Origin of the sequence: Paraburkholderia sediminicola (assembly GCF_046030555.1) — a bacterium.
GTDB lineage: Bacteria > Pseudomonadota > Gammaproteobacteria > Burkholderiales > Burkholderiaceae > Paraburkholderia > Paraburkholderia sediminicola_E.
Genome location: NZ_JAQQCH010000012.1, coordinates 61664 through 77272 on the forward strand (window position 1 = coordinate 61664; position 15609 = coordinate 77272).

16 protein-coding genes, 1 tRNA gene and 1 pseudogene are annotated in these 15609 nt (G+C 60.9%); 11 read left to right on the forward strand and 7 right to left on the reverse strand.

Features of this window, described 5'->3' with window-relative positions:
- The 5 genes from PQQ52_RS18330 (at window position 1) to hisC (ending at window position 3821) form a co-directional block, all read left to right on the forward strand.
- Window positions 1-77: transfer RNA gene (locus PQQ52_RS18330), tRNA-Gln, on the forward strand.
- A 45-nt stretch (window positions 78-122) separates the two neighbouring features.
- The gene (locus PQQ52_RS18335) at window positions 123-1079 is read left to right on the forward strand and encodes a ribose-phosphate pyrophosphokinase (RefSeq protein WP_006048037.1); all 957 of its coding nucleotides are present in this window, start codon (window positions 123-125) and stop codon (window positions 1077-1079) included.
- Window positions 1080-1242: 163 nt separating this feature from the next.
- Window positions 1243-1866 (forward strand): 50S ribosomal protein L25/general stress protein Ctc, encoded by a 624-nt coding sequence (locus PQQ52_RS18340; protein ID WP_408214075.1) that lies wholly within the window; start codon window positions 1243-1245, stop codon window positions 1864-1866.
- A gap of 142 nt (window positions 1867-2008) precedes the next feature.
- Window positions 2009-2611 (forward strand): aminoacyl-tRNA hydrolase, encoded by a 603-nt coding sequence (gene pth / locus PQQ52_RS18345; protein WP_091796808.1) that lies wholly within the window; start codon window positions 2009-2011, stop codon window positions 2609-2611.
- A gap of 130 nt (window positions 2612-2741) precedes the next feature.
- Complete coding sequence (gene hisC / locus PQQ52_RS18350; RefSeq protein ID WP_408214078.1) at window positions 2742-3821, forward strand: histidinol-phosphate transaminase; 1080 nt, start codon at window positions 2742-2744, stop codon at window positions 3819-3821.
- A 100-nt stretch (window positions 3822-3921) separates the two neighbouring features.
- Here the strand turns inward: hisC and PQQ52_RS18355 are convergent, their stop codons facing one another.
- The 3 genes from PQQ52_RS18355 to rsmD form a co-directional block, all read right to left on the reverse strand.
- Window positions 3922-4179 carry a YfhL family 4Fe-4S dicluster ferredoxin gene (locus PQQ52_RS18355; protein WP_325044733.1) on the reverse strand — a complete coding sequence of 86 codons (258 nt, stop codon included), beginning with the start codon at window positions 4177-4179 and terminating at the stop codon, window positions 3922-3924.
- 63 nt (window positions 4180-4242) lie between these two features.
- On the reverse strand, window positions 4243-4758 hold the full coding sequence (gene coaD, locus PQQ52_RS18360) for a pantetheine-phosphate adenylyltransferase (RefSeq protein WP_408214081.1): 516 nt from the start codon (window positions 4756-4758) through the stop codon (window positions 4243-4245).
- A gap of 112 nt (window positions 4759-4870) precedes the next feature.
- Entirely contained in the window at window positions 4871-5485 is a 615-nt protein-coding gene (rsmD, locus tag PQQ52_RS18365) for a 16S rRNA (guanine(966)-N(2))-methyltransferase RsmD (protein ID WP_408214084.1), read from the reverse strand.
- Window positions 5486-5726: 241 nt separating this feature from the next.
- Here rsmD and ftsY point away from each other — a divergent pair, with 241 nt between their 5' ends.
- A complete protein-coding gene (gene ftsY, locus PQQ52_RS18370) occupies window positions 5727-6893 on the forward strand; it encodes a signal recognition particle-docking protein FtsY (RefSeq protein ID WP_408214087.1) in 1167 nt (388 codons plus the stop codon).
- Between the two features lie 75 nt (window positions 6894-6968).
- Here the strand turns inward: ftsY and maiA are convergent, their stop codons facing one another.
- Both maiA and PQQ52_RS18380 read right to left on the reverse strand, forming a co-directional pair.
- A complete protein-coding gene (maiA, locus tag PQQ52_RS18375) occupies window positions 6969-7613 on the reverse strand; it encodes a maleylacetoacetate isomerase (RefSeq protein ID WP_408214090.1) in 645 nt (214 codons plus the stop codon).
- Between the two features lie 25 nt (window positions 7614-7638).
- Window positions 7639-8337 (reverse strand): fumarylacetoacetate hydrolase family protein, encoded by a 699-nt coding sequence (locus tag PQQ52_RS18380; RefSeq protein ID WP_408214093.1) that lies wholly within the window; start codon window positions 8335-8337, stop codon window positions 7639-7641.
- Between the two features lie 229 nt (window positions 8338-8566).
- Between PQQ52_RS18380 and ybiB the strand changes: the two genes are divergently transcribed.
- Both ybiB and PQQ52_RS18390 read left to right on the forward strand, forming a co-directional pair.
- Window positions 8567-9538 carry a DNA-binding protein YbiB gene (gene ybiB, locus PQQ52_RS18385; protein WP_408214095.1) on the forward strand — a complete coding sequence of 324 codons (972 nt, stop codon included), beginning with the start codon at window positions 8567-8569 and terminating at the stop codon, window positions 9536-9538.
- Between the two features lie 510 nt (window positions 9539-10048).
- Window positions 10049-11029, forward strand: a pseudogene (locus PQQ52_RS18390) (2-isopropylmalate synthase); the annotation flags it as partial.
- Between the two features lie 102 nt (window positions 11030-11131).
- Here PQQ52_RS18390 and PQQ52_RS18395 read toward each other — a convergent pair.
- Both PQQ52_RS18395 and PQQ52_RS18400 read right to left on the reverse strand, forming a co-directional pair.
- The gene (locus tag PQQ52_RS18395) at window positions 11132-11515 is read right to left on the reverse strand and encodes a nuclear transport factor 2 family protein (protein WP_408214098.1); all 384 of its coding nucleotides are present in this window, start codon (window positions 11513-11515) and stop codon (window positions 11132-11134) included.
- Window positions 11516-11558: 43 nt separating this feature from the next.
- Window positions 11559-12122, reverse strand: a complete 564-nt coding sequence (locus PQQ52_RS18400; RefSeq protein WP_408214100.1) for an acyloxyacyl hydrolase — start codon at window positions 12120-12122, stop codon at window positions 11559-11561.
- A gap of 362 nt (window positions 12123-12484) precedes the next feature.
- Here PQQ52_RS18400 and rpoH point away from each other — a divergent pair, with 362 nt between their 5' ends.
- The 3 genes from rpoH (at window position 12485) to PQQ52_RS18415 (ending at window position 15608) form a co-directional block, all read left to right on the forward strand.
- Complete coding sequence (rpoH, locus tag PQQ52_RS18405) at window positions 12485-13420, forward strand: RNA polymerase sigma factor RpoH (protein WP_172315283.1); 936 nt, start codon at window positions 12485-12487, stop codon at window positions 13418-13420.
- 348 nt (window positions 13421-13768) lie between these two features.
- The gene (gene cydP, locus PQQ52_RS18410; protein WP_408214103.1) at window positions 13769-14029 is read left to right on the forward strand and encodes a cytochrome oxidase putative small subunit CydP; all 261 of its coding nucleotides are present in this window, start codon (window positions 13769-13771) and stop codon (window positions 14027-14029) included.
- Entirely contained in the window at window positions 14019-15608 is a 1590-nt protein-coding gene (locus PQQ52_RS18415; protein ID WP_408214106.1) for a cytochrome ubiquinol oxidase subunit I, read from the forward strand. Before cydP ends, PQQ52_RS18415 begins: the two co-directional genes overlap by 11 nt.
- Window position 15609 lies beyond the last annotated feature (1 nt).

Sequence of the window (15609 nt, forward strand, 5' to 3'; positions counted from 1 at the left end):
AGGGGAGTCGCCAAGTTGGTTAAGGCACCGGATTTTGATTCCGGCATTCGAAGGTTCGACTCCTTCCTCCCCTGCCAAAAATTCTCGCATTTCCCTCGCCCCCAGCCTGAAGTAGGTGCACGATGAGCAGCCATGACGGCCTGATGGTTTTTACTGGCAACGCAAATCCTGCGCTTGCACAGGAAGTCGTCAAAATCCTCGGTATTCCCCTCGGCAAAGCAATGGTTAGCCGTTTCTCGGACGGTGAAATCCAGGTCGAGATTCAGGAAAACGTGCGTGGCAAGGATGTCTTCGTCCTGCAGTCCACGTGCGCACCGGCGAACGACAATCTGATGGAACTGATGATCATGGTCGATGCGCTCAAGCGCGCATCCGCCGGCCGGATCACCGCAGCCATCCCCTACTTCGGTTATGCCCGTCAAGATCGACGCCCGCGTTCGGCGCGCGTCGCCATCTCGGCGAAGATCGTGGCGAACATGCTGGAAATCGCCGGCGTCGAGCGGATCATTACGATGGATCTGCACGCCGACCAGATTCAAGGCTTCTTCGACATCCCGGTCGACAATATCTACGCTACGCCCGTGCTGCTCGGCGATCTGCGCAAGCAGAACTACGAGAACCTGCTGGTCGTTTCGCCGGACGTCGGCGGCGTGGTGCGTGCCCGTGCATTGGCCAAGCAACTGAATTGCGATCTCGCGATCATCGACAAACGCCGCCCGAAGGCGAACGTTGCCGAAGTGATGAACATCATCGGCGAAGTCGAAGGCCGCACCTGCGTGATCATGGACGACATGGTCGACACCGCAGGCACGCTTTGCAAGGCAGCTCAGGTTTTGAAGGAACGCGGTGCGAAGCAGGTGTTCGCTTACGCCACCCACCCGGTTCTGTCGGGCGGTGCAGGCGAGCGTATCGCAGCTTCGGCACTCGACGAACTCGTTGTTACCGATACGATCCCGCTCGGCGAAGAAGCCCGCTCTTGCGCCAAGATCCGTTCGTTGACCAGCGCCGGTCTGCTTGCCGAAACGTTCTCGCGGATTCGCCGCGGTGATTCGGTGATGTCGCTGTTCGCTGAAAGTTAAGTATTTGCGAAGGCGCAACGTGCATGCAGTACCGCACGCTGCGCTTTTGCACAATTGGCATGAACGAACGAAGGTTCGTGCCATCGCTCTGGGGCCTCAGCCATAACGGCTTGGAGGCCCCGTTTTTACTGCCTGGTCGCGGGCAGTGCATTGGAGATTCAACATGAAAGTAGTCGCTTTCGAGCGTTCCCTGCAAGGTACGGGTGCGAGCCGCCGCCTGCGTATCTCGGGCAAGACCCCGGGCATCGTATATGGCGCTGGTGCTGACACGCAATTGGTCGAACTGGACCACAACGCACTGTGGCACGCGCTGAAGAAAGAAGTTTTCCACTCGTCGATCCTCGAACTGGAAGTGAGCGGCAAGTCGCAACAGGTTCTGCTGCGCGACGTGCAGTACCATCCGTTCCGTCAGCTCGTGCTGCACGTGGACTTCCAACGTGTCGACGCGAAGAAGAAGCTGCACACCAAGGTGCCGCTGCACTTCATGAACCAGGAAACCAACCCGGCAGTGAAGCTGTCGAGCGCGGTGATCTCGCACGTCCTCAACGAAATCGAAATCGAGTGCCTGCCGTCGGCACTGCCGGAATTCCTCGAAATCGACCTCGCGACGATCGAAGCTGGTCACTCGCTGCATGCCAAGGACATCGTCCTGCCGGCCGGCGTCGCACTGGTTGCTCACGTTGAAGCAGAAAACCCGGTCATCGCAGCTGCAACGATCCCGGCTGGCGCAATCGCTGAAGGCGACGCCGCTGCTGCCGCAAGCGAAGGCGAAACGCCGGCTGCTTAAGCTGCACTGAGCGAGCAATCCTCTCGATCCGTTTCAATGAAACGGTCGATGTGACCCGCCGAGGTTCGCCCCGGCGGGTTTTTTTTCGGTTTTTTTCGGCTCGGCTGTGTTCGGCTCCCGGGCTAGACGGACCTAAGAAATCATGATCAAGCTGATCGTCGGGCTCGGCAATCCGGGCGCCGAATATACCGCGACGCGCCACAATGCTGGCTTCTGGCTAGTCGATCAATTGGCGCGCGAAGCAGGTACGACGCTGCGCGATGAACGGCGCTTCCACGGTTTCTACGCGAAGGCACGGCTTCACGGCGAAGAAGTGCATCTGCTGGAACCACAAACGTATATGAACCGCTCGGGACAATCAGTCGTGGCGGTTGCGCAGTTCTTCAAGATTCTTCCGGACGAAATTCTGGTCGCGCACGACGAACTCGACATGCCACCCGGCAGCGTCAAGCTGAAGCTAGGCGGCGGCAGCGGCGGCCATAACGGGCTGAAGGACATCACCGCGCATCTGTCATCGCAACAGTATTGGCGGCTGCGAATCGGCATCGGCCATCCGCGCGACCTGATTCCCGAAAGCGCGCGCGCCGGCGCCAAGCCGGACGTCGCCAATTACGTGCTGAAGCCGCCGAGGCGGGAAGAACAGGATGTGATCGATGCGTCGATCGAACGTGCGCTGGCCGTGATGCCGCAGATCATCAAAGGCGAACTCGAACGGGCGATGATGCAACTGCATCGTAATCCCTGAGCGCCCCGCGCCCACATCCACGCAACCGGGTCTGTTTCGCCGTTTCGCCGTTTCGCCGTTTCGCCGTTTCGCCGTTTCGCCGTTTCGCCGTTTCGCCGTTTCGCCGTTTCGCCATCGACAGGAGAATCGCTTGAGCCGCTACTGGAGTGACATCGTTCACCGTCTGACGCCGTATGTGCCGGGCGAGCAGCCCGTCGCTGCGCATCCGGTGAAACTGAACACCAACGAGAATCCGTATCCTCCATCGCCGCGCGTGCTTGAAGCGATCCGGCAGGAACTGGGCGACGCGGGCGAGTCGCTGCGGCGCTATCCCGACCCGACGGCGCGCAAATTGCGCGAAACGGTTGCCGCGCACCACGGCATTCGCCCGGAGCAGGTGTTCGCCGGCAACGGCTCGGACGAAGTGCTCGCGCTCACGTTTCAGGCCTTGCTGAAACACGATAAACCGCTGCTGTTCCCGGATATCACGTACAGCTTCTACCCAACCTACGCACGGCTCTTTGAAGTCGACTATCGGACCATCGCGCTCGACGGCAGCTTCGCGATTGATGTCGACGACTACACAGCACCTAACGGCGGCGTACTGTTCCCAAACCCGAACGCGCCGACTGGACGACCGCTGCCGCTCGCCGATATCGAACGTCTGGTGGCGAGAAACACCGAATCGGTCGTGGTGATAGACGAGGCCTATGTCGATTTCGGCGCCGAATCGGCCATCACGCTGATCGACCGCTATCCCAACCTGCTGGTCATTCAAACGGTATCGAAGTCGCGTTCGCTGGCCGGCATGCGCATCGGCTTTGCGTTCGGCAATCCGGAGCTGATCGACGCCCTGAACTGCGTGAAGGACAGCTTCAACTCGTATCCGCTCGACCGGCTGGCGCAAGTCGCGGCCGTCGCTGCATACGAAGACGACGCATGGTTCCGCGACAACTGCGCCAAAGTGATTGCTAGCCGTGAGCGGCTGGCGGCAGGCCTGACGGCACTGGGCTTCGAGGTGGTGCCGTCGGCGGCGAATCTGCTGTTCGCGCGCCACGAAGGCTACGATGCAGCGACGCTCGTGGCACGGCTAAGGGAAAAGGAAATCTTCGTGCGCCACTTCAAGGTGGCGCGAATCGACCAGCATCTGCGAATCTCGGTCGGCACCGACGCCGAATGCAACATTCTGCTGGATGCACTGCGCGACATCTTCAGCGCTTACGTCGGATGACAATCGGATAACGGTCGGGATCACTTCGCGCGCAACACAAAAGGTTGCTGCAAAAGAAAACGGCGAGGCAGGCGCCTCGCCGTTCACCATCATTCAGCGCTCACGCGCCTTTCGCAACCTGCAGCGCGTGGTACTTCGCCATCAAACCTTCCGCCGTCTCCAGATGCTCTGGGTCACGCGGAATGCACTCGACCGGGCAGACCTGAATACACTGCGGCTCATCGAAATGGCCGACACACTCGGTACATTTCTTCGGGTCGATCACGTAGATTTCCGGGCCCATCGAAATCGCGTCGTTCGGGCACTCGGGCTCGCACACGTCGCAATTGATGCACTCGTCGGTAATCATCAAGGCCATACTTCTCTCACTTCGCGCCGGCCGAAGCCAGCTTTGATCCGTCAATCCGACAGTTTACGCCGGTTACGGTTGCCCCGCCGAGACACCCTCATCCGGATCTAGCGCAGCAACCTTCTCCTTCAGCCATTGTTCGACCGATGGGAAAACGAACTTGCTGACGTCGCCGCCCAGTTGCGCAATTTCACGCACGATGGTGCCGGAGATGAACTGATATTGATCGGACGGCGTCATAAACATGGTTTCGACGTCCGGCAGCAGATAGCGGTTCATGCCGGCCATCTGGAACTCATATTCGAAGTCCGAGACGGCGCGCAGGCCACGCACGATCACCCGCGCGTTATTGCTACGGACAAAGTCCTTCAATAGCCCTTTGAAGCTCATCACCTGAACGTTCGGGTAGTGCCCGAGCACTTCATGAGCGATATCGAGACGCTCTTTCAGCGTGAAGAACGGCTTCTTGTTGCGGCTGTCGGCAACGCCCACCACCAGCGTGTCGAAAATGCTCGACGCGCGTCGAACGAGGTCTTCGTGACCGCGCGTCAGCGGGTCGAACGTGCCCGGGTACACGGCGACTACCATGAGACTTCTCCTCTCTTCAGACAAAGGGGCACGTCAAAGCGTCCACGCGACGCGTTTGGCACCGACCGCATGCGTGACGGTAACCCGCCCGCTGCTTGTTTTGGAACGCGCATTATTCCTTATTTTCGCGCTGCAGCAAATGAAAGTGGACAGCGCCCGCTTTGCCTTGCCTCACGATTTCCCAGCCGGCGAGCGTCTCGTTCCCATCGAGCTTGAGCGGATCGCCTGCTTCTACATACAGAAAGCCTTCAGGGCTCAGCAACGGAACGGCCAGCGCAAGCGCCTTGTCGAGCAGATCGCCACCGAACGGCGGATCGAGGAAAACCACGTCGAACGACCCTGGTGCGAGACTCACCGCGAGGCGCAAGCCGTCGGCTTCCGCGATTTCGATCGTGCGCGCCGCCAGGCGCTCCTGGTTCGAGCGCAACTGGCTGGCGGCCCGCGCGTTACGCTCGACCATCAACACTCGCGCTGCGCCGCGCGAGGCGGCCTCGAAGCCGAGCGCCCCACTGCCGGCGAACAGATCGAGGCAACGCTGGCCCTCCAGCCGTTGGCCGAGCCAGTTGAACAGCGTTTCGCGGACGCGGTCGGGCGTGGGGCGCAGGCCGTCGAGGTCGAGCACGGGCAACGGCGTGCGCTTCCAGTCGCCGCCGATGATACGGATGGCGTGCGGCTTGCCGCCTTTGGACGAAGCGCCGTGGGCGCGTGAAGGAACAGAACGGGGCATGCAGTTTCGATTACGTTTTAGGGGCGCCCGCCACGCCGATGCGTGCGGGCTGGAGCGCCAACGTTACCACAGGGGCGCACGGCGGCGAGCCTGGCCGTTCGGCCGATACGACGGGCGGCGGCGCGCCTGATAAAATGTGCGGCTTCCAGCGCCTTGCATCCCGCATCGCAACGCTGCCTGCCGCTCCCACCGGGCCCGTCCCGGCTACGCGCATCGGCGCGCGCTCTCACCATGCCAGATCATGTTCAGCTTTTTCAAACGATTCAAGGGTTCGAAAGAGTCCGATAACGCGCCCGAAGAATCGCAGACGGCGCCGGAAGCCTTGGCGCCCGAACCCGCAGTTGAGGTGCCGGCAGAGCCCGTCGCGCCGTCGGCGCCACGGCCGGTTGCTCCGGTTGGTGCCAAAACGCAGCCGGCTACCGCCCAGCCCACCAATGAGCCTGAACCCGAAGCTCCCGCGCCCGAAACCGTTGAAATTGTCCCCCCGCCGGTGCAGGACGCGAGCGCGAAGCGCTCATGGCTGACTCGCCTGAAGACCGGCCTGTCGAAAACGAGCTCGAACCTGACCGGCATTTTCGTCGGCGCGAAGATCGACGAGGATCTGTACGAAGAACTCGAAACCGCGCTGCTAATGTCGGACGCAGGCGTCGAAGCCACCGAGTTTCTGCTCGAATCGCTGCGCGAGAAAGTGCGCACCGAGCGTCTCATCGATCCTCAGCAGGTGAAAACGGCGCTGCGCACGCTGCTGATCGACCTGCTCAAGCCGCTGGAAAAATCGCTCATGCTCGGCCGCGCGCAACCGCTGGTCATGATGATCGCAGGCGTCAACGGTGCGGGCAAAACCACCAGCATCGGCAAGCTCGCCAAGCATCTGCAAAGCTTCGATCAGTCGGTGCTGCTGGCTGCGGGCGATACCTTCCGCGCCGCCGCGCGCGAGCAACTTGCGATTTGGGGCCAGCGCAACAACGTGACGGTGGTGTCGCAGGAAAGCGGCGATCCGGCGGCCGTGATTTTCGACGCGGTCGGCGCCGCGCGCGCGCGCAAGATCGACGTCATGATGGCGGACACTGCCGGGCGTCTGCCGACCCAGCTGCATCTCATGGAAGAACTGCGCAAGGTGAAGCGCGTGATCGGCAAGGCGCAAGATGGCGCGCCGCATGAGGTGCTGCTGGTGATCGATGCGAACACCGGCCAGAATGCTCTCACGCAAGTGAAAGCCTTCGACGACGCGCTCGGCCTCACCGGCCTGATCGTCACCAAACTCGACGGCACAGCGAAGGGCGGCATTCTCGCGGCGATTGCGCGTCAGCGCCCGATCCCGGTGTACTTCATCGGCGTCGGCGAAAAGGTCGAAGACCTGCAGCCGTTCAGCGCGGAAGAGTTCTCGGACGCGTTGCTGGGCAGTTGAACACCGCAACGGTTGTTGCGAAACAAGTAGAAAGGGCGCTCTTCCGAGCGCCCTTTTTTCATTCAAACCACAGCATCATTCCGCGTCGGGCTGAGCACCAGGTGCCGCACGAGCGAACGCGTCGAGTTGCATCGCGTGATCATGGATGCGCTGAATCGTCGGGAACTTCGCTGTGTCGACCTTGAAGCGCTGCGCGTTGAACACCTGCGGAATCAGACACGCGTCGGCCAACGTGGGGGTGTCGCCGAAGCACAGCTTGCCGGTGCGCGGATCGCCCGCCAGATGCGCCTCGAGCGTGGCAAAGCCCGCTTCGATCCAATGCCGGTACCACGCGTCTTTCGCATCGTCATCGACACGCAGCGTATGTTTCAGGTATTTCAGCACACGCAGATTGTTGATCGGATGAATCTCGCACGCCACTTGCAACGCTACCGAGCGCACATACGCGCGGTCGGCTGGCGTGCCGGGCAATAGCGGCGGCTCGGGATGCGTTTCCTCCAGATACTCGATGATGGCGAGCGACTGCGGCATCACTTCGTTGCCGTCGACGAATGTGGGTACGATACCGTCCACATTTACCTTCCGGTACTCGGACTTCAACTGCTCGCCGCCGTCGCGCACGAGGTGCACCGGCACGTACTCGTACGGCAGATTTTTCACGTTCAGCGCGATGCGCACGCGATAGGACGCCGAGCTTCGGAAATAGCTGTAAAGCTTCATGTTGTATGTCTCCTCCAACCGCGCTTCAGACGACGCGCACGCTGAGCTCGCCGAGCCCGTCTACGCCGCCTTTCATGAGGTCGCCCTGCACCACTGCGCCGACACCTTCCGGCGTACCAGTGAAAATCAGATCGCCCGGTTGCAGTTCGAACAGTGTCGACAGATAGGCAATCGTCTCGGCCACCGACCAGATCAGTTGCGACACGTCCGAGTTCTGCTTTTCATCACCGTTCACCGACAACCAGATCGCGCCCTTGCCGACATGGCCAACCGTCGCTGCCGGATGAATCGGACCGAGCGGCGCCGAATGATCGAAGCCTTTCGCGGTATCCCACGGACGGCCCAGCTTCTTCGCTTCGGCCTGCAGATCACGGCGCGTCATGTCGAGGCCGAGCGCATAGCCGTACACGTGGTCGAGCGCGCTTTCGGCCGAAATGTCCTTGCCGCCTTTGCCAATCGCCGCCACCAGCTCCATCTCGAAGTGAACGTTCTTCGATTGCGTCGGATAGGGAAATTCGCCGGTCGCCCCAGGTGCCACGTACAGCACGGCGTCGGCGGGCTTGGCGAAGAAGAACGGCGGTTCGCGGTCGGGATCGTGCCCCATCTCACGCGCGTGCGCCTCGTAATTGCGACCCACGCAGTAGATGCGACGTACCGCGAACTGCTCACTGGACCCCACGACCGGCACCGCGACCACCGGTGCGGGTGCAAATACGTAACTCATCCCGTTCTCCATTTCTTGAATTGTGCCGCGCCCGTGCAGCGATAAAGCGTTGAGTGTAACGCGCAGCAAAGCGCGGTGCAGCCGATCGGCATAGGCCCGCGCGGCCCGGCGGTCCCGGCACATCGTCTCGCGGGATCGCCATAGATGCGATACTCACACCCAATAGCGTCCTTTAAATACCGTGGCCAACCGCCCAAAGGCGGCACGCCACCCCGCCCCACTGCGCCCGATGACTGACTCCGCCGACACTGCCAATCCTTTCCCCTGCGCCCGCTATATCAAGGAAATCGGCCGCGGCCCGAACGGCGCCCGCGCGCTGACCGCTGAAGATACGCGCGGGCTCTACACCGCGATGCTCGACGGCCGCGTGGCCGATCTCGAGCTCGGCGCCGTGCTGCTCGCGTATCGCGTGAAGGGCGAAACCGCCGACGAACTCGCTGCCATGCTGGCCGGCGCGCATGCGTCGTTCGAACCGATTCATTTGCCGCACGCGGCGTTCCGGCCCGTGTCGATACCCACGTACAACGGCGCGCGCAAACAGCCCAACCTGGTGCCGCTGCTCGCGCTACTGCTGGCACGCGAGGGGGTGCCGGTTCTGGTGCATGGCGTCACCGAAGATCCGGGTCGCGTGACGAGCGGCGAAATCTTCACGCATCTGCGGATTCCGCACGCGCAATCGCACGCCGATATCGAAGACGGCCTCGCCGAGCGGCGTCTTGCGTTCGCGCCAATCGACGTGCTCGCGCCAAAGGTCGCGCGCCTTCTCTCGCTACGTCGGCGGATGGGCGTGCGTAATTCAACGCATACGCTCGTGAAAATCCTGCAGCCGTTCGCGCCCGCGGGGCTGCGGCTCGTGAACTACACGCATCCTCCGTATCGTGACAGTCTCACGCAGTTGTTCAACACGCACCCGGACGCCGCAGACGGCGGCGCCCTGCTCGCGCGCGGCACCGAAGGCGAAGCGGTGGCCGACACGCGGCGCCAGGTGCAGGTCGACTGGCTGCACGACGGCATCTGCGAAACGCGCGTTCCGCATGAACGCTCGTCGCCCGACGCGCCTGAAGTCGACTTGCCTGAAGCTCGCGACGCATCCACCACGGCCGCGTGGATCAGCGCCGTATTGCGCGGCGAAGCGCCCGTCCCGAGCGCGATCGAACGGCAGGTGGAGTTGATCGTGGATGTCGCGAAAACGCCCATGTAACGTGCGCGGCGGGAGTGCGGTACGGCGCTTACGGTGCCGCATGCCCGCGCTGAATATGGGGCCGCGGGTTGACACGCTACTGCGAGCCGTCATACATTAGACCTATGCGTTCCCTTCCGAACACCCTCCGAATTACCTTCGGCCGCCTGGCGCGGCCTCTATCGCTACGTCTAGCGTAAGTCAGACGTAGCGCCGCGCGCTGGCAACTTGCGTTGACCAAAGCGCGGTCCTCAAAGCAGTTCCGCAGTTCCCGTTTCACCCCCGACCGTAGTTCTTCACAACCTGTAGTCGTTTGCATTCGTCCGTTTACCGTTCGGACGAAGCGCGAGGGTCAAATGCACGTTGCATGGGCATCATCCACGTTCGTTTTCGCCGTCACCATGACGTTGTTCGTTCGCGCCCGTTCGTTGTTACCGCTAGCCACCGGCTGGCGGGCCGTGCATCCGTGGCCGCCCGCCAACCGCTTGAGGCCACATCCTTTCGCATACGACACAACGAACGAGGTTCATCATGTTGCGCAATCCCGCTGAAAAATACCGTCCCTTCCCCGCTGTGCGCCTCACCGGCCGCAAATGGCCGAGCCGCACGATCAACCAGGCGCCCATCTGGATGAGCACCGATCTGCGTGACGGCAATCAGGCGCTGATCGAGCCGATGAATGCCGCGCAAAAGCTCGAATTCTTCGAAATGCTGGTGGCGATCGGCTTCAAGGAGATCGAAGTCGGTTTCCCGTCGGCCTCGCAAACCGATTTCGATTTCGTCCGCAAACTGATCGAAGAAAAGCGCATTCCCGATGACGTGACGATCGAAGTGTTCGTGCCGTCGCGCGCAGACCTGATTGCGCGCACGTTCGAATCGCTGGAGGGCGCGCCGCGCGCCATCGTGCACCTGTACAACGCGATCTGTCCGTCGTTTCGCAAGATCGTCTTCAACCAGTCGAAGGACGAAATCAAGGCACTGGCGGTGGAAGGCACGCGCATCATCAAGGAACACGCACAAGCGCGGCCCGATACGCGCTGGACGTTCCAGTATTCGCCCGAAACCTTCAATACGACCGAGCTCCCGTACGCCCGCGAAGTATGCGACGCCGTTGCGCAGACGTGGCGGCCCACACGCGATCACAAGATGATCGTCAATCTGCCCGCGAGCGTGGAGGCCGCGACACCGAACGTGTTCGCCGACCAGATCGAATGGATGGACCGCAATCTCGGCTATCGCGACAGCATCGTGCTGTCGGTGCATCCGCATAACGATCGCGGCACCGCCGTGGCCGCCACGGAACTGGCGCTGCTGGCCGGCGCGGATCGCGTCGAAGGATGTCTGTTCGGTAGCGGCGAGCGCACGGGCAACGTGGACCTCGTGACGGTCGCGATGAACCTTCACGCCCAAGGTGTCGACCCGGGTCTCGACTTCTCCGATATCGACGCGGTGCGAGGCGTGGCGGAACGCTGCAATCAGATTCCGGTGCATCCGCGGCATCCGTATGCGGGTGTTGCGGCGCGGCGGCCGGTGCGGAGCGATGAAGATCTGCAGCGCGTAGCTGCTTGAGCGTTCACCAAATGCAACCCGCGAAACGGAGTGAGCTCAAAAGGCTCACTCGATCGCGCAACGCGTCGCCTGCCAGGCGATCAGACGCCATTGCCCGTCTTCCTGCGTATGAATCGCCGTGTACGCAATCGGAAACAGGAGCGCCCCGTTATTCGCTTCCATTTCGATCAGCGCGCGCCCGGTGACGATGCAGGTCTCACGCCCCACCGGCAACACTTCTTGCGACTGCACCTCGATCTGCCGATAGCGGCGGCGCCCCGCCGTAATACCGTCGATGAACTGCCGCTTCGTTTCACGCTTGCCATTCGTATGGACATAGCTCACGTTGTCCGCGAGCAAGGTATCGAGCGACGGTCCGTCACCGTCGACCATCGCACGAAAGCGCTCCCGCTCGAGCCCGCGAATCGCTTCGATCATCTTTGCCGCCATTGCTCAGCCCCTCGCACCGGTGAGCCGAACGTGGCCACGGTCGTCAGAAGTTATATTGCAAATATAGCTGGTGGAAATTTATACCAGGATTCGGCTCTTTGATACCGCCGTTGGAAATATGCTGGAAGCGGTAGCCCGCTTCGTACTGCTGGCGGCTGCCAAATTGCAGGCCGACGCCCGCCATGGGGGCGAATTGGAACGCTATCGCGAGTGTGAGGTCAGAAGAGATCCTCGGACTCGAAAGAAAGCGGATACCGGCGCCCGCTTCAATATACGGGCGAATCGCACCCGCTCCGTCAATGAAGCGAATGATCGGCGTCACACCGATTTCGCCGATATTCTCGTGCACAGTCCCTTCGTTGGTATGCCACCAGGCCAGGTGCGCTTCACCGATCAGCGAGAAATGCCAATCGCCGATCTGCCACCACGTCAGATTCGGATCCCAAACCAGGCCGAGATCGAGTTTTTTAATGTGGTGATCCCCAACGCCGCCGGCAATCTGCACGCCGAACTGGTCGGCTGCGGCCAGTCCTGAAGCGCCAAACAGAATAGCCGCCGAAGCACCTTTTAGAGCCAGACCACGCAACGCGCTTTTTTTGTTCTTCATCGAGCACCCGAGCTAGCCGAACGTTGATCAGCGGACACTGTCCCGTTTATTTTAAAGATAATTTACATCGGGCGGATCGTATGAAGAAACCTGAATTCTCGCAATTAGTCACTTCGATTCTTGAAAAAATCGGTCACTTATAAGAACGAAGGTGTTCGGTCAGGTAAATCCTACGGCCTGCACGTGACCGCTTGCAGAGACACCGCATGGCTATCAAAGTCCAAATTTCAATAGGAATATACGGAACTTGGATGCCCCTACAGCCTCTAAGTATTAGCACTCGGCAAATCAGAGTGCTAACATCCAACGCTGGAGTCGTTTAACTGAATACGCTTTTGTCTGATTCCAAAGGAGTTTCCTACGTGAGCCATGCAATGACCCTTCCGAGTACTCTGAGCCCGTCGTCGGCTAAGGCCGCTTCGGCAGGTGCGCTGGCGCTCTCGCATTCCTCGCTGTTGCCCGGTCAACTGGGCAATATCGACGCCTACATCCAGGCCGTAAATCGGATTCCGATGCTGACGCCGGGGGAAGAACGCCAGTTCGCCACCGAATTTCGCGAGCAGGACAACCTTGAGTCCGCGCGCCGTCTCGTTCTGTCGCACCTGCGGCTGGTCGTATCGATCGCACGCAATTACCTTGGTTACGGACTGCCGCATGCCGACCTGATCCAGGAAGGCAATATCGGCCTGATGAAGGCCGTGAAGCGCTTCGACCCGGAGCAGAACGTACGGCTCGTGTCGTACGCCATGCACTGGATCAAGGCTGAGATCCACGAATACATCCTGCGCAATTGGCGGATGGTGAAGGTTGCCACCACCAAAGCGCAGCGCAAGCTGTTCTTCAACCTGCGCAGCCACAAGCAGGGCTTGGGCGCGTTCACGCCTGACGAGATCGAAGGTCTTGCCAAAGAGTTGAACGTTAAGCGCGAAGAAGTGGCCGAGATGGAAACGCGTTTGTCCGGCGGCGATATTGCGCTGGAAGGCCAGGTCGAAGACGGTGAAGAGTCGTACGCACCGATCGCCTACCTCGCCGACTCGCATAGCGAGCCGACTGCCGTGCTGGCTTCGCGTCAGCGCGACAAGCTGCAAAGCGACGGTATCGCAAGCGCGCTGGATGCGCTGGACGCCCGCAGCCGCCGCATCATCGAGGCACGCTGGCTGAAGGTTGAAGACGACGGGTCAGGTGGTTCGACGCTGCACGAACTGGCCGACGAATTCGGCGTGTCGGCCGAACGTATTCGTCAGATCGAAGCGAGCGCAATGAAGAAAATGCGCGGCGCTTTGGCCGAATATGCGTAAGGCTTAAAACCTTAGTTGCGCCGGCTCGTCCGGCGCGCGCAGTTTAGACGCAGAGCCCTGCCCTCGCAAGAAGGCAGGGCTTTTTTGTGCCCACTCGACGACGCATGCGCTCAATCGCGGACTCATGCGCACTCACTCAAGAACATACCCGTCCAACACGCGTTTCTTGACGTATCACAAACCTCATAGCAATACTGTTCGCACAGGACGATGTTCGCGACCCAATGCCGCAGTGCCGAACTTACGCGTGCGAGGTCCTTGCTTCTAGAATCGGGATGCACTTGCCAGACCGCTCAGGCGACCTGGATCCAGCCGGAATCACCGGTGTGAAGTCGCCTTCGACCGATCATGACCATAGCCTTGAATCCCGATAACAACCCTCGCTCGAGCCTACGCAAACGGTTCGCCGCCTGGGTACGCGGTCCGACGCTGGCGCGGGATATCGCCATCGTCCTCGCCATCAAATTCGCACTGCTGATGGCGCTCAAATACACATTCTTCAATCATCCGCAGGCGGAGCATATGTCGCTGCCGCCTGAACAAGTCGCGCAGGCGCTGCTATCCGTGCCTGCCTCGCATCCGTCCCAAGGTGATCAACATGCCCGTTAGCGAAGTCGTAGAACTGTCGCGCCTCCAGTTCGCCATCACGGCGCTTTATCACTTTCTATTCGTGCCGCTTACGCTCGGTCTGTCCTGGTTGCTCGTCATCATGGAGTCCGTCTATGTGATGACCGGCAAGCAGATCTACAAGGACATGACCCAGTTCTGGGGCAAGCTGTTCGGCATCAACTTTGCGATGGGCGTCACCACCGGTCTCACGCTGGAGTTCCAGTTCGGCACCAACTGGTCGTACTACTCGCACTATGTCGGCGACATTTTCGGCGTGCCGCTGGCCGTTGAGGGTTTGATGGCGTTCTTCCTCGAGTCGACCTTCGTCGGCTTGTTCTTCTTCGGATGGAACCGGCTCTCGAAAGTGCAGCACGTGAGCGTCACGTTCCTCGTCGCGCTCGGCTCGAACCTGTCGGCGCTGTGGATTCTGGTCGCCAACGGCTGGATGAATAATCCAGTCGGCGCCACCTTCAACTACCAGACCATGCGCATGGAACTCGACAGCATCTTCTCGGTGCTGTTCAATCCCGTCGCACAGGTAAAGTTCGTGCACACGGTATCGGCCGGTTACGTGACCGCTTCGATGTTCGTGCTCGGTGTGTCGTCGTGGTATCTGTTGAAGCGCCGCGACACCGAGTTTGCCTTGCGCTCGTTCGCCATCGCCGCCGGCTTCGGTCTGGCGTCGACGTTGTGCGTGATCGTGCTCGGCGACGAATCCGGTTACCGCACCGGCGAAGTTCAGCAGGTCAAGCTGGCCGCCATCGAATCCGAATGGGAAACGGCGCCCGCACCCGCACCGTTCACGATCATCGGCATTCCAAACCAGAAGGAAGAGCGCACCGACTATGCGATCCGCATTCCGTATGCGCTCGGTCTGATCGCCACGCGTTCGATCGACGAACCCGTGGTCGGCCTGAAAGACCTGATGGCGCAGAACGAAGTGCGCATCAAGAACGGCATGCTCGCCTACGCCGCGCTGCAAAAACTGAAACTAGGGGATGCTACAGACGAAGCCAAAGCCGCCTTCGACGCACACAAGCAGGACCTTGGCTACGGCCTGTTGCTCAAGCAGTTCACCCCGAACGTCACCGACGCCACGCCGGATCAGATCGTGCAGGCCGCCAAGAAGACGATTCCACCGGTGGCGCCCGTCTTCTTCTCGTTCCGCCTGATGGTCGGCCTCGGCATCCTGTTCCTCGCGACTTTCGTACTGGCATTCTGGTTCTGCGCACAACGCTCCCTGCTGCTGGAGAAGCGCCGCTGGTTCCTGCGCTGGGCCGTATGGGCGATTCCATTGCCGTGGCTTGCTGCTGAATTCGGCTGGATCGTCGCTGAGGTGGGCCGTCAACCGTGGACCATCGCGGGTATTCTGCCGACCGCGTTGTCCGCTTCGAGTCTGACGCCGGGTGATCTCTACTTGAGCATTGCGGGCTTCGTTGTGTTCTACACGGTGCTGTTCATCATCGAAATCATGCTGATGTTCAAGTACGCCCGGCTCGGGCCCTCGTCGCTGCATACCGGGCGCTATCACCACGAACAGCCGCTGAATCAGCCGCTGCCGACTAACACGGCCGCATGAT